Source organism: Pseudomonas sp. SCT (assembly GCF_003864275.1).
GTDB classification, from domain to species: domain Bacteria; phylum Pseudomonadota; class Gammaproteobacteria; order Pseudomonadales; family Pseudomonadaceae; genus Stutzerimonas; species Stutzerimonas stutzeri_AE.
Window position 1 is genome coordinate 576976 of the sequence record NZ_BDJA01000002.1, and the last position, 22886, is coordinate 599861.

Here is a 22886-nt window from a genome sequence, read left to right on the forward strand (position 1 = left end):
GCTGCGTCGGCGGGCGCGGATACTGGCCAAGGGCTATGCTGGGGGTGGTCCACGTCCTCGGAGCGGTGATCAATGAGTATTTCATCGCCTGCGGGCCGAACCCTGTCCGTGCTGGTTGCGCTGTCGCTGGGTGGCTGTTTCAGCACTTCCTACAATCCCGAGTTCCCGCAGCAGTGGCCGCAGCGTTCTGCCGAGCGGGTCGGCGATTGCCCACTGGTAGCGGGTCGCTATCAAAATCTCGGAACGCCGTCGTTATTGGCCGGAATCGATTGTTCGCTAGCCGAGGGTCCGGTTCCGCCGGGTGACGCCAGCCTCTGCACGCCCTGGCTGGCACAGAACTTTGGTGTCTGGCGCCAGGCGCGCGTCGTGACGCTCAGTCAGCCGGATGGCGATACCTTGCAAGTCAGCCTGGACGACTCCGGCCCCGCGGCGCCAGGCACGCGGATATATCGTCGCGGTAGCGATTTTCGCTGTGATGCCGAAGGGCTGCATTTTCACAAGGCGCAGTCCGCACTGGATCCGGGGGCGCCGACCATTGTCGGCGCGATGCTTCTGACCGGAGGGCGTGTCGCCACCCGGCGGACCTTTGTCCGTGATCGCGAGGGCGGACTGACGATGACCATGCGCCGACATGTTGCCGTGATCATGCTCCTGGTGATCGGCGGCAACAGGACAGCCACCAGCCATGTGCGCTGGCAGCCGGAGCAATCGGGAGTATCTCAACCATGAACGGGCATAGCCTGCGATGGCCCGCTGGCATGCTGCTCGCCGGGCTGCTGGCGGGTTGCGTGCCGCCGATCTATGTCGACAAACAGGACTATCCCGCCGATTGGTCTGCGCAGTTGACAGCAGTTGCGGGCTGCCCCGAGTTGACCGGTCGATATCAGAATCAGGGTGAGGGTCGCTTTGCCGTCGGCCTGGCCAAACAGCTGATGCCGGATACCGCCGACCCGCTGAAACAGGTGCAACGTGTCGACTTCGATGGCCCCGATGGCGGCGCGGTGGTCGTACGGTTGCTCGATGCGCAAGACGTGATTCTGTTGGAGCAGCGTTGGAACGAGGGGCCTGACTTCCGTTGTGAGGATGGCTGGTTGATCAGGCAGCGTGGCTACTTCTGGGCCACGCCGGTTCTCACCGGTACCGACAGCGAGCGCTTCGCCCGCGACGCACATGGCGATCTGCTGGTGCAGAGACGGACCGAGGCGGGTGGGGTATTCCTGTTCCTGCCGGTGTATCGCGGCGAACGTTTCTGGTTTCGCTATCCGCGCATCGCACAGTAGTCGCCAGTGCCTAGAGCAGGTCGATGCCGAAGCGGCGCAGCGCTACCGTAAGCAGGGCGAAACAGGTGACGGTCAGCAGCGCACCGCCTAGCAGGGTCAGCCAGAAGCCGAGGCGCGGCAGCAGATGGGGAAAGACCAGAAACATCGGTAATGTTGGAAGCACGTACCAGAAGGTGTACCTGGCATGGTTGGCGATCTTGTCCATTGGCTGCCGCTCGACATAAAGCCAGATCAGCGTCAACAGAGTGATCAGTGGCAGCGCGGCAAGGAAACCGCCCAGCTTGTCGCTGCGTTTGGCGGCTTCCGATACCAGCACCACGACGGCGGCAGTCAGCAGGTACTTGGCAACGATCCAGCTCATGCACTCACCTGCGCTCGCCGCCGCCTGTGGTTCAGCGAACCGGTTGGCTGCCGAGGTAGTCACCGAGCGCCAGGTCGCGTCCCTTGTTGGTCAGGCCGATGACCTGGTAGCGCTGGTGCGGTTGCCCATAGTCCATGCCCGGCGAGCCGGCTGGCATGCCCGGTACGGCGACACCAGCGAGGTCGTCGCGCTGCTGCAGCTCGCGGATCGCTGCCACCGGCACGTGGCCTTCGACGAACTTGCCGTCGATCACGCCGGTGTGACAGGAACCCAGACGTGGCGGCACACCGAGCCCTTCCTTGATGGGCAGCATGTTGACTTCGACGTGGTCGCGTACCTCGAAACCGTTTGCTTCCAGATACTTGATCCAGTCCTTGCAGCAGCCGCAGTTGGCATCGCGATGCACGTCGATGACATCCGCCGCGTGGGCCATGCCGGACACAAGCAGGGCGGCGAGTGCGGTGAGATAGAGTTTCATGGAGATCTCCAGATCGATGTTCAGTTACAGCCGCAGCCGCATCCTGTTTTGCGTACTGCAGGGGCAGGTGAGCCGGTGGCAATTTGGGCAGGGTAACCGGCTTCGTCGAGGGTTGCGATGAGCGTGGCGCTGTCGGCCGTGCCGTCTATCCGAACAAGCCCGGTGGCCAGGTCGACGTCGACCCGCTCGACGCCCGCCAGCGGCTGCAGCGCTGAGTTGACATGGCGGACGCACGCCCCGCAGGTCATGCCGGATACCTTGAGTTCGATGCTGGTCATTGGGTGATCCTCGGTTAGCCAGTTCAATGAGCTGGCCTGATGCTCAACCTTGACGCGATGGTAAGGTCAAGCCTCTTTTGCTAGGGCACACGCTATCGCTGCGAGCCTGTCAGCAGGCTGATTGGAAGATTACTTTTCTGTCAGCAATTGCAGGCGTATTTGCACGGAGCGGTTCTTCGCGAAACTTCTGCTGCGTATATAAACCCCCGTAATCCTTATCAGGCGCTGCTGCGAGCGAAACGCTGCGTCTAATCGTCGCGTGAAACAATAACCGCATGATCGGCTAGCTGACAGAAAAGTAATTTTGCACTGCTGTTAAAACTATCTGTGGAGCGCTACTAATTATCATCAGGTGCGTTTTTCAAATTCGGTAAAGCTATGGTGTTTTGCGACAAAGGCCAGGGCTGGCGTGGAGTTCATCGCTAGCAGGCTCGCTTGCTGCGATCCCTGGGGGCGTTAAACCGACATATCAAGGAGTGTATTCATGCAGCCGGACCAGATTGTGGCGTTTGATGTCGCTGAGCTGCATGTCCCAGGAATGGGCAGTGACCATTGCGCCGGAATAATTGCAACTTCATTGCGGCGCGTGCCGGGTGTATCGGATGTCCACGCCAATATCGCTTCGCACAAAGTGCGGGTTGAATACGATCCCCGTTTGACGGAAGTTCACATCGTGCGTGCCGCAGTGGAAGCGGCCGGTTATACGGTCGCCGGTTCGAATGCAGGGCTGGGTCGCACCATAAACCTGTCGGTTCCTGGCATGGGATCGGAGCATTGCGCTGCGATCATTCGCAGCACCCTGGAAAAGCTGGAGGGTGTTGCTGAGGTCAAGGCCAGCGTGCCAGCGCACCGCGTCTCGGTCAGTGTCGGCGCCGACGGCCCCTCGGCCGCCGACCTCAAGGCAGCAGTGGAGAGCGCCGGATACGAGGTTGCGCGTGTCGACACGGCACAGCAGAGCGATGACGCGGCTGATGCGGTCGTCGAAGAGGCCTACCTCAGCCAGGCCAGGCGACGGCTATGGATTGCCGGCGTGCCAACGACCTTGATCATGCTGATGATGGCGCCCCACATGTTCTGGCAGCCCATACCGGGCTATCTGGCGTTGGTGGCCCTGATGGCCTTCCCGGTGGTGTTTCTCTACGGCGGTGCGGCGACGCACAAGGCCGCCTGGCGTGCACTGTGCAATCGCACCGCGAACATGGATGTGCTGATTTCCATGGGCAGTCTGCCGCCGTACCTGATCGGCCTGCTGGGTTTCCTATATCCGATGACATCCTTCGTCGAGATGTCCGCCACCATCATGACCTTCCATCTGTTGGGCCGTTACCTGGAGGCCCGAGCGAAGGGACGGGCATCACAGGCGATCCGCAAGCTGGTAACCCTTGGCGCGAAGACGGCTCGCATCGAGCGCGATGGGGCAGAGATCGAGGTGTCGGTGAAGGCGCTGCAGCCCGGGGACATCATGATCGTCCGCCCTGGTGACAAGATCCCCACCGATGGCGAAGTGGTAGCTGGGGAAAGCCATGTCGATGAATCCATCGCGACCGGGGAGTCGCTACCGGTCTACAAGGAGCCAGGGTCAACGGTACTCGGCGCGACCATCAACAAGGAGGGGCGACTGCGCGTGCGCGCAACCCGGGTCGGCGGAGACACCTTCCTGTCGCAGGTCATTCGACTGGTGGATCAGGCGCAGGGCTCGCGTGTACCGATCCAGGAATTCGCCGACCGCATGACGGGGCGCTTCGTGCCATTGGTGCTGCTGGTGTCGGTTGCCAGTCTGCTGGCCTGGCTGCTGCTGCCTGAACTGCTCCGACCGATTCTGCTGTGGGGCGCAGGGTTTCTCCCATGGGTCGATCCGACTGCCAGCGTGCCGGTGCTGGCGATGCTCTCGGCCGTCGCCGTGCTGGTCATAGCCTGCCCGTGCGCCTTGGGGCTGGCGACGCCGACCGCGCTGATGGTCGGTTCCGGCCTCGGGGCTGAGCGCGGCATCCTGATCCGCTCGGGTGAAGCCATTCAGACGTTCAAGGACGTGACGGTGATGGTGCTGGACAAGACCGGCACCATCACCCGCGGTGAACCGCGCCTGACCGAAGTGATAACCGCAGCGGGGACGGACGAAGATCAACTGCTGAAATGGGCCGCCAGTGTCGAGAGCGCATCTGAACACCCCATTGCCCGCGCGATTGTCGAGGGGGCGAGCGCGCGGGGTGTCGAGCCTGACGAGGTTCAGGAATTCCGCTCCGCGGGTGCGCGTGGTGTGCATGGCGTGGTCGCCGGCGTGCCAATCATCATCGGAAACCGGTTGCTGCTCGAAGAGGAGGGAGTGACGGGGCTCGATGCACTGGACAGTGCCCTGGACCAGCTGGAGTCACGTGGACGCACCGCCGTTATCGTCGGGGCAGCAGGCGTGGCGTGCGGCATCGTCGCGGTAGCCGACACCATCAAGGAAGAGTCGCGCCAGGCCATTCGCGCCATGCATGCGCTGGGCCTGAGAGTCGTGATGGTCACAGGGGACAACGAGCGTGCTGCCCGCGCGGTGGCCGATGAAGTCGGCATCGACGAGGTGCGCGCGGGCGTGCTGCCGGCCGGCAAGGTGGACGCTGTGCGTGATTTGCAGGCGCGCCACGGGGAGCACGTCGCCATGGTTGGCGATGGCATCAACGATGCCCCGGCGCTGAAGCAGGCGAACGTCGGCATCGCCATCGGAGCGGGTGCGGATGTCGCCATAGAAGCGGCCGACGTGACGCTGGTGCGCGGCGAGCTGACCGGCGTGGTCGAAGCCATGTATCTGTCGCGGCTCACGTTTCGCAAGATCGTGCAGAACCTGATCTGGGCCAGCGCCTACAACGGTGCCGCGATTCCCATTGCCGCGTTCGGTTTGCTGCATCCGATGATCGGGGTGGTGGCGATGACCGCCAGTTCGCTCTCGGTCATCGGCAATTCGCTGCTGCTCAAGCGCAGATTCCAGGTCGCGTTGCACGGCATGCGCGGCACGGGCGTGTAGCCAGCCGTACCGAAGGGCCGGCGACGCGCTCAGCTCTCCTTATCGTGTTCGCCGTGTCGGTGCTTCCCGTGGCCGTGGCCGAACAGGTGCATCAGCGGGCACAGCAGCAGGATCAGGTAGGGCAAGGCCTGGATGGCGTGGTCGACATGTTCCCGGACCACGTAGAACAGACCGATCACCAGCAGCATCAGCAGGACGACGCCATTTCTGCTGCGCCAGAACGGCTCATCTGAATCACGCGGGGCTGGGTGGCTTGGCATGGCGCGTCTCCGGCTGACTCGAGCGTGGTTGCTTGTACTCACCCTAGCTCCGCCAGCCTTACGCTCGACTGATGCGAACATTACGTTTCTGTCAGCTGCTGGTCGCTGCTAACGTGCCGCTGCAAACTGGCGAGTCCCAGATGAGGATGTTCCCGATGAAATTGCTGGTCGCCGAAGACGAACCCAAAACCGGCATCTATCTGCAGCAGGGCCTTAGCGAGGCCGGCTTCACCGTCGACCGCGTCACCAGCGGCACCGACGCGCTGCAGCATGTGCTGAGCGCGCCTTATGACCTGCTGATTCTCGACGTGATGATGCCGGGTCTGGATGGTTGGGAAGTGCTGCGGCTGGTGCGGGCATCCGGCAACGAAGTGCCGGTGCTGTTTCTCACCGCGCGTGACCGCGTCGAGGATCGCGTAAAAGGGCTGGAGCTCGGCGCCGACGACTATCTGGTCAAGCCGTTCGCCTTTTCCGAGCTGCTGGCACGGGTGCGCACCTTGCTCCGGCGCGGCAACGCGGCGGCCCTGCAGACGCAGCTGAAAGTCGCCGATCTGGAAGTCGACCTGCTCAAGCGCCGCGCGGTGCGCGCCGGCCAGCGTATCGACCTGACTGCCAAGGAATTCGCCCTGCTGGAACTGCTGCTGCGCCGGCGCGGCGAGGTGCTGCCGAAATCGCTGATCGCCTCGCAGGTGTGGGACATGAACTTCGACAGTGACACCAACGTCATCGAGGTGGCGATCCGGCGTTTGCGGGCAAAGATCGACGATGGCTTCGAGCCCAAGCTGATCCATACCGCACGGGGCATGGGCTACATGCTCGACGAGCCGGACACGCCATGAAGCGACTGTCGCTGACCGCAAGGCTGAGCCTGATGTTCATGCTGGCGGTAACCGGCGTGCTGGCGGCGGCCGGATACTTCTTCAGCCAGCTCAGCGAGCATCACTTCGACGAACTGGATCGCCATACGCTGCACGAAAAGCTCGAGGCAAGCCGACGCTTGCTGGGGGAGCTGGATGATCTGCAGGATTTCGAGCGCGTGCGCCCACAGCTGCAGGCATTGCTCGGCGGCCATAGCGAGATGCGCGGCTTCGTCTTCGACGGGCGCGGTGCTCAGCTGTTTCCTCAGCCGGGCGTTGATGAGGCGGAGCCGGCGTTGCTTGCGCTGATCGGCCGGGAGGCCGGGGAACTGACACTCGACGGGCACGTCTGGCGCGGTGAGGCCGGGCATGTCGCGATCGGTGCGCAGCGGCTGACCTTGCTGATCCTGCTCGATGTCACCGCGCACAAGGCCTTCTTTCATACGTTCAGCGGCTGGCTGTGGGCGGCGCTGGTGCTTTGCGCCTTGCTCAGCGGGTTGCTCGGCTGGCTGCTGGTGCGTAGCGGCTTGCGACCGTTGCGCGAGGTGACGCAGGTGGCGGCTTCGGTATCGGCCAAGTCGCTGCGTGAGCGCATCCCCGACGAGTCGACACCGGCGGAACTGCAGCAGCTGGTACAGGCCTTCAACGCCATGCTGGCGCGACTGGAAGACGCCTTCGTGCGGTTGTCGAACTTCTCCGCCGACATCGCCCACGAACTGCGCACGCCGCTGAGCAACCTGATGACCCACACCGAGGTGGCACTGACCCGCGCGCGCACGCTGGACCAGTATCAGGACAACCTGCATTCGAATCTGGAGGAGCTGCAGCGCATGTCGCGGATGATCGACGACATGCTGTTTCTGGCCAAGGCGGACAACGGCCTGATCGTGCCGGATGCCAAACCCGTCGCGCTGGAGGCGTTGTGCGCGCAGCTACTGGACTACTATCAGCTCTCGGCTGACGAACGCGGGGTGCGCTTCGAACTGTCTGGTGCTGGCACGATCCAGGGCGATCTGCTGATGCTGCGCCGGGCATTGTCCAACCTGTTGTCCAATGCGCTGCGCTACACACCTGATGGCGGGGTGATTGGCGTGCGCATCGAGCAGGGCGCCACTGGCGTGGCGCTTGAGGTGAGCAATCCCGGGACGACCATTGCGCCGGAACATCTGGACCGGCTGTTCGATCGCTTCTATCGGGGTGACCCGGCGCGCCGCGAAGGCAATCCGAGTAATGCCGGCCTGGGGCTGGCGATTACCCGTTCTATCGTCCAGGCCCATCAGGGTTCTATCGGTTGTGCCTCCGAGCAAGGCTGGACGACCTTCCGGTTGCAGTTCCCGGCCTGAGTGCGCGTTCAGGAAGCAGGGTCTGCCAGCTGAACGTGCATGCTGATCGCTCCGCTGACGCTGAGTCGGGCGACGAGATAGGCAGCGCTCTGCTCACCGATGCCCAGCGCGGCGGCCAACCCGGCCGCATCCAGCTCGCCTTTCTCGCGCAGGTGCTGCAGCGCATCGGCCTGCAACTGCTCAAGCCAGTCGCTGAACAGATGCTGCAGTTCCGGTGTGGCGAACGCAGCCATGTCAGTGGTGTGCTGAATGGCGGTCAGCATCTGCGAACACATGCCCATGCACATCTGCATCATCGGTGGGGCCGAGTTGCCGGCATCCCCGAGCATCTTTTTCATCATGCTCAGCGGGTCGGGGCCGGAGCCGCCCTTTCCCATTTGCGCCATCATCTTGCGGGCCATGGCGCGGCCCATCTCCATCGGGCAGCCGCTGTGCTCTTGCTCGTGCTCGTTAGCGTTCATGGCGATTTCCTCTTCGGGAAGGGCAAGTGCCCGAGATTCCGGCATTGGACGCCGAGGCGTGGTTCGCAGCCTTGATCTCGATCAGCGCTGCAGCGGCACGGTCAGCGATACGCGCAGGCCGTCGGGCTGGCTGTCGAAGGCGAGGGTGCAGTCGCAGCGTTGCGCGATCGCCTGGACGATGGCCAGACCGAGGCCACTGCCGCTGCTGCTGGTATGACGCCAGAAGCGACGGGTCAGATGCTGAAGATGCTCGGCCGCGATCCCTGGCCCCTGGTCGCGCACTTCGAAGCGCACCCGTGAGTCATCGCTGTGCAGCACAAGCAACACCGACGTGCCGGCAGCCGTGTGACGCTGGGCGTTCTCCAGCAGGTTGCGCAGCGCGGCGATGGCTAGCACTGGCGGCATCGCCAGTGGCGCAGCGGGCAGGTTCGCCGGTACCTGCAGCTGGATGGGCGCGCAATCGCCGCCATTGGCGTCCTGTATCGCCAGCCGTGCGACCTCGGCGGCCGAGCACTGCAGGCCGTCGTCGAAATCCAGACTGCCTTCCACCCGTGCCAGCAGCAACAGCTGCTCAAGCGTGCGTTGCAGCCGATCGGCACCGGCCTCGGCGTTGGCCAGTGCCTGCTCGGCGGCAGCGCCCTCGGTCATCCGCGCCACCTGAAGGTGGGTCTTGATCGCTGTCAGCGGGCTGCGCAGTTCATGGGCGGCATCCCCGGTCAGCCGGCGCTCGCGTTCGATGGCATCGCTGATGCGTTGGAACAGCTGATTCTGCGTTTGCACCAGCGGCAGCAACTCCGCTGGCAAACCGTCGAGCGGCAGCGGTTCCAGGGAGTCCGCGCCGCGCCGGGTCAACGCCTGGCGAATCCGTTGTAACGGCGCCAGCCCGCGGCCAAGGCCGAGCCATAGCAGGCCCAGGCTGCCGAGCAGGGCGACCGCCACTGGCAGCGCAGCGGCCAGCAACACCGAACGTTTCAGCGCGGCGCGCTCGTCAAGGCGATCGGCCGTGGTGATGCGCAGCTCGCCCTGCACCAGAGTGAAGCTGCGCCAGGGTACGCCATCGATCAGCTGGTCACGAAAGCCGTTCCCCTCCGCATCCAGCTGCTGATCGGGTGCACTGTGGCTGCGCGCGAGTACCTCGCCACGCAGCGAGCTGACCTGGCAGGCCAGGCCGTTGGGAATGCCCAGCTGCTCGGCGCTCAGGCGTTTCGCCGAGCTGTCACCGGGCAGTGGTTGCGGCAGCTGCACCAGCAGGCCGGCAACCATGCGCGCCGAGGCCGCCAGGCGCTGGTCGAGTGAGAGCATCATCTGGCTGCGCAGGTCGAGCAGCATCCAGGTCGCGGCCAGCGCCCAGAGCAGCACGAAGGCCGAGCCGAGCATCAGCGTCAGGCGCAGGCGCAGACTCATGGCGCGTCCTCGTCGCCGGCGGGGCCGAGACGATAGCCAAGCCCGCGCACGGTTTCGACGATACCGTTGCCTAGCTTGCGGCGCAGGTGGTGGATATGCACGTTCAGCGCGTTGCTCTCGACGTCATCGGCGAAGCCGTAAACGGCATCCTTGAGTTGCTCGCTGCTGAGTACCCGGCCCTGATTGTTGAGCAGCGCCTGCAAGAGCGCCTGTTCGCGGCGGGACAGATCCACCGGTTGGCCGTCCAGGCGCACCTCACATCGGTCTGGGTCGTAGCTGAGCCGGCCGTGCTCGATGATGTTGACGCTGCGCCCGGCCATGCGCCGCATCAGCGTGTGCAGGCGTGCGGCCAGCTCGCGCAGGTCGAAGGGTTTGAGCAGGTAGTCATCCGCACCTGCCTGCAGGCCGGTGACCCGATCACTGACCGCATCGCGCGCGGTGAGTACCAGCACCGGCAGCTCCATGCCCTGTTGACGCAGGCGTCGCAGCAGGCTGATGCCGTCTTCGTCGGGCAGGCCGAGGTCGAGGATGAGCACATCGAAATTGGCGGCGCGCAGCATCGCTTCGGCATTGGCGGCCGTAGTGGCATGGTCGACGGTCAGGCCCTGGGCATTGAGTCCGGCGACGATACCGCTGGCGATCAGCGCGTCGTCTTCGGCAAGCAGCACGTGCATGAAAGGGGTCCGGTGGCAAAGCTCAATAGTCGACCTTAACGATTAAGGCAGCGTTATGCAGCCCGTGCCGTTGCGTTAATGGCGCGTTAATCCCGCACCGGCATGCTGCGCGGCAGTCGTTTTACATAGAAGGTGTCCGATGCGTGCGTTGCTGCTGATGCTTCTGCTGCTCCTGCCGGGGCTGGCCCTGCCGGCCGGTGGCCTGTTCGGCGGTTCTGCGCGGCAGGATTTCCTGCCGGTGGAAGAGGCGTTCGCGCTGACCGTCAGTGCGCAGGACAATGGCGCCACGCTGCTGCACTGGCGGATCGCGCCGGGCTATTACCTCTATCAGCAGCGCCTGCAATTCGACGGGCTGCCGCCGGAGCGCCAGCCACAGCTGCCGGAAGGTCAGCCCTACAGCGACGAATTCTTCGGCGACTCGCAGATCTACCGCGACAGCCTCGAACTGATCATCCCGGCGGGCGCCGAGAACAACGTGCGTCTGGGCTGGCAGGGCTGCGCCGATGCGGGACTGTGCTATCCGCCGCAGACGCGTGAAGTGTCGCTGAGCGGTGACGGCAGCGCCTCGGCAGCCTCCGGGCAGGCCAGAGATCAGGCGCTGGCCAGTAGTCTGGCGGGCCAGGCGCTGGGCTGGAGTCTGCTGGTGTTCTTCGGCCTCGGCTTGTTGCTCGCCTTCACCCCCTGTTCGTTGCCGATGCTGCCGATCCTGGCAGGCATCGTGGTGGGCAGCGGCGCCACGTCGCGTCGCGGTTTCGCTTTGGCTTCGACCTATGTGGTCAGCATGGCGCTGGTCTACGCCGGGCTCGGTGTGCTGGCGGCGCTGCTCGGCGCCAACCTGCAGGCGGCACTGCAGCAACCCTGGTTGCTGACCAGTTTCGCCGTGCTGTTCGTGCTGCTGGCGCTGCCAATGTTCGGTTTGTTCGAGCTGCAATTGCCGGTGGCGCTGCGTGATCGTCTGCAGCGTGTCGGTGATCGCCAGCGCGGCGGTAACCTCGCCGGGGCTGGCGCGCTGGGCGTGCTCTCCGGCCTGCTGGTCGGCCCCTGCATGACCGCGCCACTGGCCGCCGCGCTGCTGTTCATCGCACAGGGCGGCAGTGCGCTGCAGGGTGGCCTGGTGCTGTTCGCGCTGGGCCTGGGCATCGGCACGCCGTTGCTGTTGCTGGTGACGGTTGGCCAGCGCTTTCTGCCCAAGCCGGGCGCCTGGATGGATCGGGTCAAGGTGGTGTTCGGCTTTCTCTTCCTGGCGGCGGCGCTGTTCGTCGCCCGTCCGTTGCTGGCCGACTGGCTGTGGCTGGGCCTGTGGGGCGCACTGCTGGTGGTGCTCGCCACCGCCTTGCTGAATGTGGCGCAGGCAGTGCAACGCCAACGCGTGCTCTGTCAGGCCAGCGGCGTTCTGCTAGGGCTGTGGGGTGCGGCGATGCTGCTGGGTGCCGCCGGCGGAGCGGATGATCCGCGTCGGCCGCTGGCGATCTATGCCGGCGGTGGGACGGATGCCATCTCCGTCGAAGCTCACGCGCTCGGTTTCAGCGATCCGGCCGTACTCGATCGTGAGCTGGCAGCGGCCAAGGCGCAGGGCCAGTGGGTGCTGATCGATTACTACGCCGACTGGTGCGTCTCCTGTAAGGTCATGGAGAAGGAGGTCTTCGGCAACGCCGAGGTCCAGGCAAGCCTGGATGGCGTGCGGGTGCTGCGTCCCGACGTGACGCGCAGTGGCGCCGCCAGTCGCGAGTTGCTGGACCGTTACCAGGCACTCGGCCCGCCAACGCTGGTGTGGATCGGCCCGGACGGCGTGGAGCGCCGCGAGCGCCGTATCACTGGCGAGGTCGGTGCCGAGGGCTTTCTGCAGAACTGGAACCAGACCCGGGAGCGAGGTTGATGCTGACTGTGAATATCGGGCCGCTGGCACTGGCGGTGCCTCATGTGATCTTGCTGGGCAGCCTGCTGCTGGCGACCCTGACCGGCTGGTGGGTCGGCCGCCGGAGCGAACGCAATCCTGAGCGGCAGCTGTTTCGCCTGCTGCTGGTGGCATTGCTGGTAGCACGCCTGGCGTTCGTCGCGCTGTACTGGGCGTACTACCGAGACGACTGGCTGAGCGTCATCGATATCCGCGATGGTGGCTTCATTGCCTGGCCGGGGCTGGTCGCTGCACTGGCGTTGGGTATCTGGTGGGGCTGGCGTGACCGGGAGATGCGCAAGCCATTGGGCATCGCGCTGACGGTGGGAATCCTCAGCTGGGGCTTCGGCAATCTGGCCTGGCATTCCTTCGAACAGGGCACGCGTCTGCCGGAAATGGCCCTGCGCGACAACCAGGGGCGTCCGGTGGCGCTCGAGGAGTACGCCGGTCAGCCCTTGGTGATCAATCTCTGGGCGACCTGGTGTCCACCGTGCCGGCGCGAGATGCCGGTGCTGGCCGATGCCCAGGCGCGGGAAAGCGACACCCTGTTCCTGTTCGTCAACCAGGGCGAGGGGGAAGGGGAGATCAATCGCTTTCTGGAAAAGGCCGGGCTGACGCTGGAAAACGTCCTGCTCGACAGTGGCGGGCGGCTCGGCCAGCACGTCGGTTCCACGGCGCTGCCGACCACGCTGTTCTACAACGCCGATGGCCGCCAGGTCAGCAGCCATCTCGGCGAACTCTCGCACGCCAGCCTGGCGCGCGCGCTGGAAAAACTGAAAGAGGAAGCTGCGCAGTGATTCGATTCAAGCCGTTACCCTACCTGTTGGCTGCCGTCAGCCTGCTGTTCCTGCCCACGGTCCAGGCCGAGGAACTGCCGGAGGCGATCAAGGCCGTCGAGGCGCGGGGCGCCGAGGTGGTCGGCCGCTTCGATGCTCCCGGTGGGCTCAAGGGCTATGCCGCGCGCTACAACGGTCAGGGCATGGCGTTGTATCTCACGCCGGACGGCGAGCATGTGCTGATCGGTAGTCTGCTCGATGCGAACGGCGAGGACCTGACCCGCGGGCAGCTGGAAAAACTGGTCTATGAACCGCTGGGCAAGGAAATGTGGACGCGCATGCAAGACAGCAGCTGGATCGCTGACGGCAAGGCCGACGCACCGCGCATCGTCTACATGTTCAGTGACCCGAACTGCCCGTACTGCAACATGTTCTGGAAGCAGGCGCGGCCCTGGGTCGAGTCCGGCAAGGTGCAGCTGCGGCACATCATGGTCGGCATGCTGCGCGCCGATAGCGCCGGCAAGTCTGCCGCATTGCTCAGCGCCAAGAATCCGCAGGCCGCACTCAACGAGCACGAGGCGGCGGGCAAGGCGAGCAAGCTCAAGGCGCTGGAGAAGATCCCTGCGGAGCTGGAAGAACAGCTCACCGCCAACCTGATGCTGATGGGCGAACTTGGCGCCCAGGCGACCCCGGCGATCTTCTACGTCGACGACAGCGGCCGCCTGCAACAGCATCAGGGCGCGCCGCGGCCCGAGGCCCTGGAAGAGATCATTGGGTCACGCTGAGTCGCGTCGGCCCCAACCGGCTGGCAAAAAGCCTTGCGCCCTCCGCTAGCCGGCTCGCTCGTGCGATCTGCGGAGTATTTGTCAGAGCGCGCCGAAAACTTTCTTCGCCAGGCTGGTGGCGGCAGCAGCGGGATTCTTGCGAATGCCCGCTTCCTGCTCGGCGATGACCGTGAACAGTCCGTCGAGCGCCTGTTCGGTCACGTAGCTTTCGATATTGGCGTAGCTGCCGTTCAGCCCGGCCGGGACCTTCGCCGCTACGGCGTTGTACTGCTGCGCCAGGCCGACCTGGTCGGTGGCCTGCTTGACGATGGGCAGGAACTTCGCGCGAATCTGCTCGCGGCTGGACTTGTTCAGGTACTGGGTAGCCGAATCGTCGCCGCCGGCGAGAATCGCCTTGGCGTCCTGCACGGTCATCTTGCGCACCGCATCCAGCAGCAATTGCTGGGCTTGCGGCACGGCCTTTTCGGCGGCGAGGTTCATGCTGTTTTCCAGCTGTTCAACCTGCGCGCCCATGCCGAGCATCTTCAGCATCCGCGAAGCCTTGCCGATGTTGCCCGGCAGCTCGATGCGCACGTTCGGGTCGCTGCTGAAACCACCGGGCCGGCCGAGTTGCTGCACCGCGACCTTGGTGCCTTGGCTCAAGGCATCCTTGAGGCCCGCGCTGGCGTCGCTCTGGGTCAGGTCGGCGAGGGACAGGGCGAAGGCGCTGGCAGACAGGATCAGGCCGGCGACGAGAGTGGTGATGCGAAGCATGGGGCGGTTCCTCTGAAAGGGTGGCGGCGAGCTTAGCAGGTTGCCGTGGCGCCTTGCCGGCGCTCAGCTGACGTCCGCGTTGGCCTTGCGCCAGAGCTGCGGCGCCGTTCCGCTCCAGCGCTTGAACGCACGCGAGAACGCGGTTTCGTCAGCGTAGCCCAGGTGCAGAGCAAGGTCAGTGATCGACTGGGCGGACAGGCGCAGCTGCTGCCTGGCTTCGGCGTAGCGTACCTGATCGAGCAGATCGCGAAAGCTGTTGCCCTGGCGCTGCAGCGCGATCTGCAGGCTGCGTGGATGCTGGCCGAGCAGTCTGGCGACCACCTCCAGCCGCGCCTCGCCGGTAGACAGGATCGACTGCAGGACATAGCGGATCTGTTCGGCGAGGTCCGTCGGCAGATGCTGGCTGTGATGGTACTGCTCGATCAGGTGCGACTTGAGCTGATGGCGCTGCTCCAGCGGGCGCAGGTTGAAGATGCCGCTATCGGTGACGAAGCCGCTGCTGCGCTGCTCGAACAGCACCGGGCAGGGAAACAGCCGTTCATATTCGCCGGCGTCGCCGAGTGCGGCGTGGCCGATCAGCAGCTGGCGCGGCTGCCAGCTGGCGCCGAACAGGCCGGCCATGGTCCGTTGCATCACGCCCAGGCCCAGTTCGCGCAGCTGGCGCAGGTCCACTGTGTCTTGCAGTTGCAGGCGGTATTCGACGTGCAGTCGCTCGCCCTCGCTGTGCAGGTGCAGGGCGATGCCCTGGGCATGCAGGTGCACGTACTGCTGGGTGAGTTTGAGCACCTCGGCGAAGCTTTCGGCCTGCGCCAGCAGCAGGCCGAACGGGCCGAATACCAGATAGTCGTGATACTCGCTCAACTGCAGGCCGAAACTGGGCGCCGGCCCTTCGATGGCGGCCAGGTTGAGCGCGCGAGCGAAACCGGCGTACGGCACATACAGGTCGGCGCGGCGCAGCACCAGCGGGTCGAGATCGCAGCGGCGCAGCAGTTCCAGCGGGTTCAGGCCGTAACGCCGGCAGAGGCTGTCGAAACCGACGAACACGGCGCTGCGGGCGATCTGCGTCATGCGTGGTGCGTCCGGGGGTTGGGACGTGCATTGCGGCGGGTTATTCGCAATATGTCAACTTGGCATTCGTGAAAAGTCAGGCTTCGCCGGCAAGGGTTGCCTAGTGTGGAGGCATCGAACAGGCACTTCTGTCAGGAGCCCGGCATGCAGCCATCGCATCATCGTTGTGAAACCGTGGTGATCGGCGCGGGCTTGGCCGGCATCAGCACGGCGCTGGAGCTGCTCGAGCAGGGGCGCCAGGTGCTGCTGCTGGACGCCTTACCCCGCAGTCAGTGCGGCGGCCAGGCCAACGATGCGTTCGGCGGCATGCTGCTCTGCGGTACGCCGGAGCAGCGGCGCAACAAGGTGCAGGACTCGCCCGAGCTGCTGCTCGTGGACTGGCTGCGGGTAGCCGCCTTCGACGCCGACGACCACTGGGGCCGGCGCTGGGCCGAGCACTATGCCGAGCGCAACAAGGCGGACGTCTACGACTGGCTGCGCCAGCGCGGCGTGAGTTTCTTCCCGGCGGTGCAGTGGGTGGAACGCGGCAACTTCGGCGACGGCAACGCACTGCCGCGCTACCACGTGGCCTGGGGCTGCGGCCGCGGCGTGGCGCAGACGCTGGTGCGCCGGCTGTTCGAACATGCCGGCCTGAGCTGCCTGTTCGAACATCGCGTGCTGGGCCTGGAGATGCGCAACGGCGCGGTGGTGGGTTGCCACGGGCGCAGCGGCGCAGGCGACTTTCGCATCGAGGCCGAGCACGTGGTGGTATGCAGCGGCGGCATCAATGGCGATCTGGCCAGGGTGCGCGTGCACTGGGACCCGCTGTACGGCCCCTATCCCGAGAACATCCTCAACGGCACCGACCCGCGCGCCGACGGTGCCCTGCACGCGCAGGTGCAGGCCGCCGGCGGGCAGGTGGTCAAGCTCGGGCGCATGTGGAACTACGCCGCCGGCATCGCCCATCCCGAACCGCAGTATCCGCAGCATGGCCTGAGCCTGATTCCCTCGCGCTCGGCGCTCTGGCTCGATGCCAGCGGCCAACGTATCGGCCCGCAGCCGCTGGTAGGCGGCTTCGACACCCATGACCAATGCAAACGCATCGGCCACCTGCCCGGTCAGTATGGCTGGCAGCTGCTCAACTGGCGCATCGCGATCAAGGAGCTGGCGATTTCCGGCACCGACAGCAATCCGCATTTTCGCGACCGCAAACTGTTGCCGCTGCTCTGGCAGCTCGCCACCGGAAACCGCGAGCTGGTGCGCTGGATGGTCGAACGTTGCCCGGATGTGCTGGCCGCCGACACGCTGGCGCAACTGGCTGAAAAGATGGTCGCGCTGACCGCCGATGGCCGTCTCGACCCCGACCTGCTGGGCGCTACGCTGGCGCGCTACGACGCCGGTATCCGCCGTGGCCCGGCGTTGTACAACGACGAACAGCTGCGCCGCCTGCAGCAGTTGCGGCAGTGGCGCGGCGACCGTGTGCGCACCTGCGCGCCGCGGCCGATCCTGGCGGCCGGCAGCGGGCCGCTGATCGCCATCCGTACCCGACTGATCAGCCGAAAGAGCATGGGCGGCATGCTCACCGACCTCCATTCGCGGGTGCTCGACGCCCACGGCGAGCCTCTGCCGGGGCTGTATGCGGCCGGCGAGGCGGCCGGCTTCGGCGGCGGCGGCATCAGTGGCATCCGCTCGCTGGAAGGCACTTTTCTCTCCAACTGCATCCTCAACGGTCGCCGCGCCGCGCAGGCCATCGCCGGCCACGCGTGACCCTCGCAAGCATAAGAACAAGGAGAACCACCATGAAGAAAACCGGCGCCGCACTCGCACGCTTTGCCCTGGAACAGCTGGGCGTCAGCCACACCTTCGGCATTCCCGGCGTGCACAACACCGAGCTGTACGACGAGCTGAACGCCTCGCCAAGCATCCAGCCGGTGCTGGTGACGCACGAATGCGGCGCGGCCTTCATGGCCGATGCCTTCAGCCGCACCGGCTCGAGCATCGGCACGCTGGTGATCGTGCCCGCCGCCGGCGTCACCCATGCCGCCAGCGGCATCGGCGAGGCGGGGCTGGATGGCATTCCCATGCTGATCCTCTCCGGCGGCATCCACAGCAAAAGCGGTCGGCAGTTCCAGTTGCACGACATCGACCAGCACGCGCTGCTGGCGCCGATCACCAAGGCGAGCTTTCGCATCCTCAGTCACGCCGAGGTGATTCCCACGCTGTATGAGGCCTACCGTATCGCCACCACTGGCGAGCCGGGGCCGGTGTTCGTCGAGCTGCCGTACAACATCGGCAACTTCCTCGGCGAGGTGGAGATGCCGGCCTTCGTCGCCGAACCGCCGGCGCCGCCGCTCGATCCAGCGCTGCTGCGCCAGGCCGCGCGGCTGCTGGTCGACGCGCGTCAGCCCGGGCTGTTTCTCGGCTGGGGCGCGATGGGCGCGCAGGCCGAACTGATCCAGCTGGCCGAACTGCTGGCCGCGCCGGTATGCACCACGCTGCAGGGGCTCAGCGTCTTCCCGGCCACGCACCCGCTGCATGTGGGCATGGGCTTCGGCGATTACGCGGTGCCGGCCGCGGCGAACGCCTTCGCCGGTTGCGACTGTCTGCTGGCGGTGGGCACGCGTTTCGCGGAAATCCCCACCGGCAGCTACAGCATGCCGGTGCCGGCCAACCTGATTCACCTGGACATCAACCCACAGGTGTTCGACGCCAACTACCCGGCGCGCATCGCCCTGGCCGGCGCGGCCGAGCAGGTGACTCCGGCGTTGCTGGCCGAGGTCCGCGCGTTGCGCAGCGCGCCGCCGCACAGCGAGCTGGCGCAACGGATCGCCGCCGACAAGGCCGCGTATGTGAAGGAGTGGCTGCAGCATGACAGCCATGGACGGGTGAACCCGGCGGTGTTCTGCCAGGCGTTGCGCGCGCAGCTCGGCGATCAGGCCATCCTGGTGGCCGACGATGGCAACCACACCTTTCTGCTGGCCGAGCTGATGCCGATCCACACCGCGCGCGGCTTCATCTCGCCCAGCGACTTCAACGCGATGGGCTACTGCGTGCCGGGCATGATCGGCGCCAAGCTGGCCAATCCGCAGCGCCAGGTGGTGGGCGTGGTCGGCGACGGCGCGCTGCGCATGACCGGCCTCGAGTTGGTCACCGCCAGCAGCCTGGGGCTCGATCTGGTGCTGTTCGTGTTCAACGACGGCGAGCTGTCGCAGATCGCCCAGGCGCAGGAGATTCCCTACAACCGCAAGACCTGCACCGTGCTGCGGCCGCTCAACCTCGCCGCGCTGGCCGAAACCACCGGCGCGGCGTTCGTCGCCATCGAGAACAACGCGCAGTGTGCCGACGGCATCACCCGGGCGCTGACGCTGGCCGGCGAGGGCAGGCCGGTGCTGGTGGATGTGCGTGTCGACTACAGCAAGCGCACGCGCTTCACCGAGGGCGTGGTCAAGGCGACACTCAAGCGCTTCACCCCGCGCGACAAGCTGCGTGTGGTCAGCCGTGCGCTGTGGCGGCGGGTGACCGGTTGAGGTGCGCGCCATGAACCCTGCGTCCTATCGCCTGGCCGCCAGCTGCGCCGACTACCGGCGCCTGGCCCGGCAGCGCCTGCCGCGCTTTCTGTTCGATTACATCGATGGCGGCGCGAACGATGAGCAGACCCTGCGCGCCAACTGCCAGGACTTTCAGCACCTCAACCTGCGCCAGCGCGTGCTACGCGACGTGGCCGACGTCGACACCCGCTGCGAACTGCTCGGCCAGGCCGCCAGCATGCCGTTGGCGCTGGCGCCGCTGGGCATGGCCGGCCTCTATGCACGCCGCGGTGAGGTGCAGGCGGCGCGGGCCGCGGCGGCGGCCGGCGTGCCGTTCAGTCTGTCCACGGTGGGGATCTGCTCGCTGGCCGAGGTGCATGCGGCCAATGCGCAGAAGTGCTGGTTCCAGCTCTACATGCTGCGTGACCGTGAGGCCGTGCTGGGATTGTTGCAGCAGGCGCGTCGCAACGGCTGCGACACGCTGCTGTTCACCGTCGATCTGCCGGTCGCCGGCATCCGCCGGCGCGACATACGCAACGGTATGCTCGATGCCAGCTGGCGCTGTCGGCTCGCCAAGGCCATGCAACTGGCGCAGCGTCCCGGCTGGCTGCTCGACGTGGGGATTCGCGGCAAGCCGCATCATTTCGGCAACCTCAGCGACCGCGTGGCCGACCCCAGCGACCTGCATGCCTTCAGGGCCTGGCTGGACGCCCAGTTCGATCCGCGCGTGAGCTGGGACGACATCCGCTGGCTGCGCGCGCAATGGCCGGGGCGGCTGGTGCTCAAGGGCATCATGGAACCGGACGACGCCTTGCGTGCGCTCGATTGCGACGTCGATGGCATCGTCGTTTCCAATCACGGCGGCCGGCAGCTGGACGGCGTGGCTTCGACCATTCAGCAGCTGCCGGCGGTCGCCGCGACGCTCGGCGGGCAGCTGCCGATTCTGCTCGATGGCGGCATTCGCAGCGGTGTCGACCTGCTCCGCGCGCTTGCCCTGGGTGCACGGGGCGTACTGATCGGCCGCCCCTGGGCCTGGGCCTGGGCGCTGGCGGCCGGCGGCGAGGCGGCAGTCGTCCGCCTGCTGGCCAGCCTGCAGGCCGAACTGGCCACGGCGATGGCGCTGTGCGGCGTCAACCGCCTCGAGCAGATCGACGCCAGTCTGCTGGAGCGTTAGCTCGGCTGTTGTGCCGTCTCGTCCTCGTGACGTTCCAGCGCCACCTGGCGGATCGACAGGCGAATCTCGGCCGGCAGCACACGCTTGGCTGCGCCCTCGGCGAGTTCGGCGAGCTTTTCGTGATAGCCGAGCCGGCCGTTCTCGTCCGGGCTGACCACGCCCTGTTCCTGCATGCTCTGGATAAAATGACGGAACAGCGTCTTGTCGAAGAACTCCGGTGCGTTGAGCCCGTGCAGGATCGACAGGCGCTGGGCCATGACGGTGCAAAGGGTTTCCAGTTCCTCGGCGGTTAGGCTGTTCTGCCCGCTGTTGAGCAGCAGCGAGGTGGCCATGTAGAAGCGCTGCAGGGTCTGCATGACCACCCGCGCGAGCAGCGTCAGCAGCACGAACTGGCGGGAGCTTGGGGCGGGACGCACGTAGTGTTGGCCGTCCACCTTGAGCAGGCCCTGTTCGACGAACGCAGCCAGCCACTGGTCGACCACCGCTTCCAGCTCTTCGACTTCCCAGCGGATGAACAGCTCGGCACGCAGATACGGATACAGCGCCTCGGTGAAACGCTGAATCTGCTCGCGGCTGATGCGCGAACTGCTCTGGAAGAAGCTCGCCAGCAGCGCCGGCAGGGCGAAGATGTGCATCACGTTGTTGCGGTAGTAGGTCATCAGGACAGCGTTCTGCTCGTCCAGATAGAGGATGTTGCCCAGGGCATCCTTCTGTTCGGCGAGCAGGTCGAGGCTCTTCACATAGGCGATCAGCGCGTTGCCGTCGCCTTCCGGCAACGTGGTGTGCGGCGAGTAGGGCACCGCACGCAGCAGGGTCTGGTAAAGATCGAGAATGCGCGCCAGGGATTGCTGATCCAGCGCCTGGCGGCTGGTTGAGAGCATCGCCAGCGCCACCAGATTGACCGGATTGACCGCCGCCGCCTCGTTCAGGCGTTGAGCGATGCGCTCGGCCAGGCGATTGGTCGTGTCGTTCAGCCATTCGGGACGGAAGTCCGGCGTGTGGCTCTGCTGGCGCCAGCCGGGTTGCTCCTGTTCGAGGAATTCATTGAGCTTGAGCGGTTCGCCGAAGTTGACCCAGACCTGACCGAAGCGCTGCTTGAGTGCGCCGATGACCTTGAAGATGTCGAAAATTGACTCCTTTTTCTTCGCCGCGCCGCGCAGTTCGCCAAGGTAGGTGCGGCCTTCCAGCACCCTTTCGTAGCCGATGTACACCGGCACGAAGAGGATCGGCAGGCGCGACGAGCGCAGGTAGCTGCGCAGGGTCAGTGCCAGCATGCCGGTCTTGGGCTGCAGCATGCGGCCGGTACGCGAGCGGCCACCCTCGACGAAGTACTCGACCGGAAAGCCGCGGCTGAACAGGGTATGCAGGTATTCGTTGAACACCGAGGTGTACAGCGGGTTGCCCTTGAACGAGCGGCGCATGAAGAAAGCGCCGCCGCGGCGCAGCAGGCTGCCGATGACCGGCATGTTGAGATTGATACCCGCGGCGATGTGTGGCGGTGTCAGGCCGTTGCGGAACAGCAGGTAGGACAGCAGCAGGTAGTCGATATGACTGCGGTGGCAGGGCACATAGATCACCTCATAGCCACGTACGGCCTCCTGCAGAGGCTCGATATGGTTGACGCGGATACCGTCGTAGATCTTGTTCCAGAACCAGGACAGCACCACTTCCAGGAAGCGCACGGCCGTATAGGCGTAGTCGGAGGCGATCTCGTTACCGTAGCGCAGCGCCCTGGCTTCGGCCCGCTCGATGGATATGTTCTCGCGTTCGGCCTCATCGCGGATCGCCTGCCGGACCTGTGGTGCATGCACCAGACCTTTGACCAGATTGCGCCGGTGCGAAAGGTCGGGCCCGATCACCGCGGTCTTCTGGTTGCGGAAATGCACGCGCAGCATGCGGTGCACCATGCGCAGGGTACGCTCGTGACCCTTGTTCAGGGCGATCAGCTCGTTGAGCTGGATTGGTGCGGAGAACTGCACGCGGGTCTTGCGCCCCAGCACCAGAATGCTGAGCAGTTTGCGCAGGCGCCCGGTGACCGCCCAGCTGTCGGCGAACAGCAGCTTCCAGGCGCTGGTTTCACGATTTGGCGACTGCCCCCAGAACACGCTGACCGGGATGATCTGCGCGTTCTCTACCGCGTTGTGTTCCAGCGCACCGACCAGGCGCACCAGCGCCGGCGGGGCCACCAGCCGCGTACGCCGGCCGAACCAGCTCGCGGCCGGGTTGAGAAAGAAGAAAGCGGCCGGCTCCACGTGCTCGCCCACCGCAACATCAGCCACGGGGCGCGGCAGCCCGGCCTTGGTGCATTCGACGTCAAGCACGGCGAGGTCGCTCAGTGAGGACTGTTGCAGTACGTAGAACACCGGCTTGCTGCGATCGAGCTTGAGGGTGAAGGCGGACTGGTTGATGGTTTCCGAGCGCACCCAGAAATACAGAACGCGGCGCAGCACGGAGAAAATCAGACGGCGAATGGGGGAGCGGGTCATACGACAGATTCGGCTTGGGAAGGGGGCGGTGCCCTCGAAGGCGG

21 protein-coding genes are annotated in these 22886 nt (G+C 65.6%); 11 read left to right on the plus strand and 10 right to left on the minus strand.

Features of this window, described 5'->3' with window-relative positions:
• Positions 1-72: 72 nt before the first annotated feature.
• Together BHD08_RS07275 and BHD08_RS07280 are read left to right on the plus strand one after the other, a co-directional pair.
• Positions 73-729, plus strand: a complete 657-nt coding sequence (locus BHD08_RS07275) for a hypothetical protein (protein WP_125021315.1) — start codon at positions 73-75, stop codon at positions 727-729.
• Positions 726-1280: a hypothetical protein gene (locus BHD08_RS07280; RefSeq protein ID WP_125021316.1), complete on the plus strand. Its 555-nt coding sequence runs from the start codon at positions 726-728 to the stop codon at positions 1278-1280. Before BHD08_RS07275 ends, BHD08_RS07280 begins: the two co-directional genes overlap by 4 nt.
• Before the next feature lie 10 nt (positions 1281-1290).
• Here the strand turns inward: BHD08_RS07280 and BHD08_RS07285 are convergent, their stop codons facing one another.
• From BHD08_RS07285 to BHD08_RS07295, 3 genes are read right to left on the minus strand one after another with little or no spacing between them, the layout of a single operon-like run.
• Positions 1291-1641: a DUF3147 family protein gene (locus BHD08_RS07285; protein WP_015276451.1), complete on the minus strand. Its 351-nt coding sequence runs from the start codon at positions 1639-1641 to the stop codon at positions 1291-1293.
• Between the two features lie 31 nt (positions 1642-1672).
• Positions 1673-2119, minus strand: a complete 447-nt coding sequence (locus tag BHD08_RS07290) for a DUF411 domain-containing protein (RefSeq protein WP_125021317.1) — start codon at positions 2117-2119, stop codon at positions 1673-1675.
• Between the two features lie 20 nt (positions 2120-2139).
• Positions 2140-2397 carry a heavy-metal-associated domain-containing protein gene (locus tag BHD08_RS07295; protein WP_125021318.1) on the minus strand — a complete coding sequence of 86 codons (258 nt, stop codon included), beginning with the start codon at positions 2395-2397 and terminating at the stop codon, positions 2140-2142.
• Positions 2398-2881: 484 nt separating this feature from the next.
• On the opposite strand from BHD08_RS07295, the gene BHD08_RS07300 reads away from it, so the two are divergent.
• On the plus strand, positions 2882-5401 hold the full coding sequence (locus BHD08_RS07300; protein WP_125021319.1) for a heavy metal translocating P-type ATPase: 2520 nt from the start codon (positions 2882-2884) through the stop codon (positions 5399-5401).
• A gap of 29 nt (positions 5402-5430) precedes the next feature.
• Here the strand turns inward: BHD08_RS07300 and BHD08_RS07305 are convergent, their stop codons facing one another.
• Complete coding sequence (locus BHD08_RS07305) at positions 5431-5661, minus strand: DUF2933 domain-containing protein (protein WP_125021320.1); 231 nt, start codon at positions 5659-5661, stop codon at positions 5431-5433.
• Positions 5662-5816: 155 nt separating this feature from the next.
• Here BHD08_RS07305 and BHD08_RS07310 point away from each other — a divergent pair, with 155 nt between their 5' ends.
• Together BHD08_RS07310 and BHD08_RS07315 are read left to right on the plus strand one after the other, a co-directional pair.
• Positions 5817-6500: a heavy metal response regulator transcription factor gene (locus BHD08_RS07310; RefSeq protein ID WP_015276456.1), complete on the plus strand. Its 684-nt coding sequence runs from the start codon at positions 5817-5819 to the stop codon at positions 6498-6500.
• Positions 6497-7861, plus strand: a complete 1365-nt coding sequence (locus tag BHD08_RS07315) for a heavy metal sensor histidine kinase (RefSeq protein ID WP_125021321.1) — start codon at positions 6497-6499, stop codon at positions 7859-7861. Before BHD08_RS07310 ends, BHD08_RS07315 begins: the two co-directional genes overlap by 4 nt.
• An 8-nt stretch (positions 7862-7869) precedes the next feature.
• On the opposite strand, the gene BHD08_RS07320 is transcribed toward BHD08_RS07315, so the two are convergent.
• The 3 genes from BHD08_RS07320 to BHD08_RS07330 all read right to left on the minus strand — a co-directional run bounded on the left by BHD08_RS07320 (position 7870) and on the right by BHD08_RS07330 (position 10400).
• The gene (locus tag BHD08_RS07320; protein WP_125021322.1) at positions 7870-8322 is read right to left on the minus strand and encodes a MarR family transcriptional regulator; all 453 of its coding nucleotides are present in this window, start codon (positions 8320-8322) and stop codon (positions 7870-7872) included.
• Positions 8323-8403: 81 nt separating this feature from the next.
• Positions 8404-9726 carry an ATP-binding protein gene (locus BHD08_RS07325; protein ID WP_125021323.1) on the minus strand — a complete coding sequence of 441 codons (1323 nt, stop codon included), beginning with the start codon at positions 9724-9726 and terminating at the stop codon, positions 8404-8406.
• Complete coding sequence (locus BHD08_RS07330) at positions 9723-10400, minus strand: response regulator (RefSeq protein WP_125021324.1); 678 nt, start codon at positions 10398-10400, stop codon at positions 9723-9725. Before BHD08_RS07330 ends, BHD08_RS07325 begins: the two co-directional genes overlap by 4 nt.
• A 139-nt stretch (positions 10401-10539) precedes the next feature.
• On the opposite strand from BHD08_RS07330, the gene dsbD reads away from it, so the two are divergent.
• Genes dsbD through dsbG form a run of 3 tightly spaced genes read left to right on the plus strand, consistent with a single transcriptional unit; the run spans position 10540 to position 13855 of the window.
• Positions 10540-12276, plus strand: coding sequence for a protein-disulfide reductase DsbD (dsbD, locus tag BHD08_RS07335; protein WP_125021325.1), 1737 nt, complete (start codon positions 10540-10542; stop codon positions 12274-12276).
• Positions 12276-13091, plus strand: coding sequence for a TlpA disulfide reductase family protein (locus BHD08_RS07340; RefSeq protein ID WP_015276462.1), 816 nt, complete (start codon positions 12276-12278; stop codon positions 13089-13091). The genes dsbD and BHD08_RS07340 overlap by 1 nt, the downstream gene beginning before the upstream one ends.
• Positions 13088-13855, plus strand: coding sequence for a thiol:disulfide interchange protein DsbG (dsbG, locus tag BHD08_RS07345; protein WP_125021326.1), 768 nt, complete (start codon positions 13088-13090; stop codon positions 13853-13855). The genes BHD08_RS07340 and dsbG overlap by 4 nt, the downstream gene beginning before the upstream one ends.
• Positions 13856-13936: 81 nt before the next feature.
• On the opposite strand, the gene BHD08_RS07350 is transcribed toward dsbG, so the two are convergent.
• Together BHD08_RS07350 and BHD08_RS07355 are read right to left on the minus strand one after the other, a co-directional pair.
• Positions 13937-14608 carry a DUF4197 domain-containing protein gene (locus tag BHD08_RS07350; RefSeq protein WP_125021327.1) on the minus strand — a complete coding sequence of 224 codons (672 nt, stop codon included), beginning with the start codon at positions 14606-14608 and terminating at the stop codon, positions 13937-13939.
• Between the two features lie 63 nt (positions 14609-14671).
• On the minus strand, positions 14672-15676 hold the full coding sequence (locus BHD08_RS07355) for an AraC family transcriptional regulator (protein WP_125021328.1): 1005 nt from the start codon (positions 15674-15676) through the stop codon (positions 14672-14674).
• A 144-nt stretch (positions 15677-15820) separates the two neighbouring features.
• Here BHD08_RS07355 and BHD08_RS07360 point away from each other — a divergent pair, with 144 nt between their 5' ends.
• From BHD08_RS07360 to BHD08_RS07370, 3 genes are read left to right on the plus strand one after another with little or no spacing between them, the layout of a single operon-like run.
• Positions 15821-17422, plus strand: a complete 1602-nt coding sequence (locus tag BHD08_RS07360; protein WP_125021329.1) for an FAD-dependent oxidoreductase — start codon at positions 15821-15823, stop codon at positions 17420-17422.
• A gap of 32 nt (positions 17423-17454) precedes the next feature.
• Positions 17455-19182, plus strand: coding sequence for a thiamine pyrophosphate-binding protein (locus BHD08_RS07365; RefSeq protein WP_125021330.1), 1728 nt, complete (start codon positions 17455-17457; stop codon positions 19180-19182).
• A gap of 10 nt (positions 19183-19192) precedes the next feature.
• Positions 19193-20356 (plus strand): L-lactate dehydrogenase, encoded by a 1164-nt coding sequence (locus tag BHD08_RS07370; RefSeq protein ID WP_125021331.1) that lies wholly within the window; start codon positions 19193-19195, stop codon positions 20354-20356.
• On the opposite strand, the gene plsB is transcribed toward BHD08_RS07370, so the two are convergent.
• Positions 20353-22842, minus strand: a complete 2490-nt coding sequence (gene plsB / locus BHD08_RS07375) for a glycerol-3-phosphate 1-O-acyltransferase PlsB (protein WP_125021332.1) — start codon at positions 22840-22842, stop codon at positions 20353-20355. The two genes, BHD08_RS07370 and plsB, sit on opposite strands and share 4 nt — an antisense overlap.
• Positions 22843-22886 lie beyond the last annotated feature (44 nt).

Coding starts and splice junctions, on each gene's coding strand:
- dsbD (WP_125021325.1), top strand. CDS start 10,540: ATGCGTGCGTTGCTGCTGATGCTTCTGCTGCTCCTGCCGGGGCTGGCC.
- BHD08_RS07320 (WP_125021322.1), bottom strand. CDS start 8,322: ATGAACGCTAACGAGCACGAGCAAGAGCACAGCGGCTGCCCGATGGAG.
- BHD08_RS07370 (WP_125021331.1), top strand. CDS start 19,193: ATGAACCCTGCGTCCTATCGCCTGGCCGCCAGCTGCGCCGACTACCGG.
- BHD08_RS07310 (WP_015276456.1), top strand. CDS start 5,817: ATGAAATTGCTGGTCGCCGAAGACGAACCCAAAACCGGCATCTATCTG.
- BHD08_RS07330 (WP_125021324.1), bottom strand. CDS start 10,400: ATGCACGTGCTGCTTGCCGAAGACGACGCGCTGATCGCCAGCGGTATC.
- BHD08_RS07285 (WP_015276451.1), bottom strand. CDS start 1,641: ATGAGCTGGATCGTTGCCAAGTACCTGCTGACTGCCGCCGTCGTGGTG.
- BHD08_RS07315 (WP_125021321.1), top strand. CDS start 6,497: ATGAAGCGACTGTCGCTGACCGCAAGGCTGAGCCTGATGTTCATGCTG.
- BHD08_RS07360 (WP_125021329.1), top strand. CDS start 15,821: ATGCAGCCATCGCATCATCGTTGTGAAACCGTGGTGATCGGCGCGGGC.
- BHD08_RS07350 (WP_125021327.1), bottom strand. CDS start 14,608: ATGCTTCGCATCACCACTCTCGTCGCCGGCCTGATCCTGTCTGCCAGC.
- plsB (WP_125021332.1), bottom strand. CDS start 22,842: ATGACCCGCTCCCCCATTCGCCGTCTGATTTTCTCCGTGCTGCGCCGC.
- BHD08_RS07340 (WP_015276462.1), top strand. CDS start 12,276: ATGCTGACTGTGAATATCGGGCCGCTGGCACTGGCGGTGCCTCATGTG.
- BHD08_RS07365 (WP_125021330.1), top strand. CDS start 17,455: ATGAAGAAAACCGGCGCCGCACTCGCACGCTTTGCCCTGGAACAGCTG.
- BHD08_RS07295 (WP_125021318.1), bottom strand. CDS start 2,397: ATGACCAGCATCGAACTCAAGGTATCCGGCATGACCTGCGGGGCGTGC.
- BHD08_RS07300 (WP_125021319.1), top strand. CDS start 2,882: ATGCAGCCGGACCAGATTGTGGCGTTTGATGTCGCTGAGCTGCATGTC.
- BHD08_RS07290 (WP_125021317.1), bottom strand. CDS start 2,119: ATGAAACTCTATCTCACCGCACTCGCCGCCCTGCTTGTGTCCGGCATG.
- BHD08_RS07280 (WP_125021316.1), top strand. CDS start 726: ATGAACGGGCATAGCCTGCGATGGCCCGCTGGCATGCTGCTCGCCGGG.
- BHD08_RS07355 (WP_125021328.1), bottom strand. CDS start 15,676: ATGACGCAGATCGCCCGCAGCGCCGTGTTCGTCGGTTTCGACAGCCTC.
- BHD08_RS07275 (WP_125021315.1), top strand. CDS start 73: ATGAGTATTTCATCGCCTGCGGGCCGAACCCTGTCCGTGCTGGTTGCG.
- BHD08_RS07325 (WP_125021323.1), bottom strand. CDS start 9,726: ATGAGTCTGCGCCTGCGCCTGACGCTGATGCTCGGCTCGGCCTTCGTG.
- BHD08_RS07305 (WP_125021320.1), bottom strand. CDS start 5,661: ATGCCAAGCCACCCAGCCCCGCGTGATTCAGATGAGCCGTTCTGGCGC.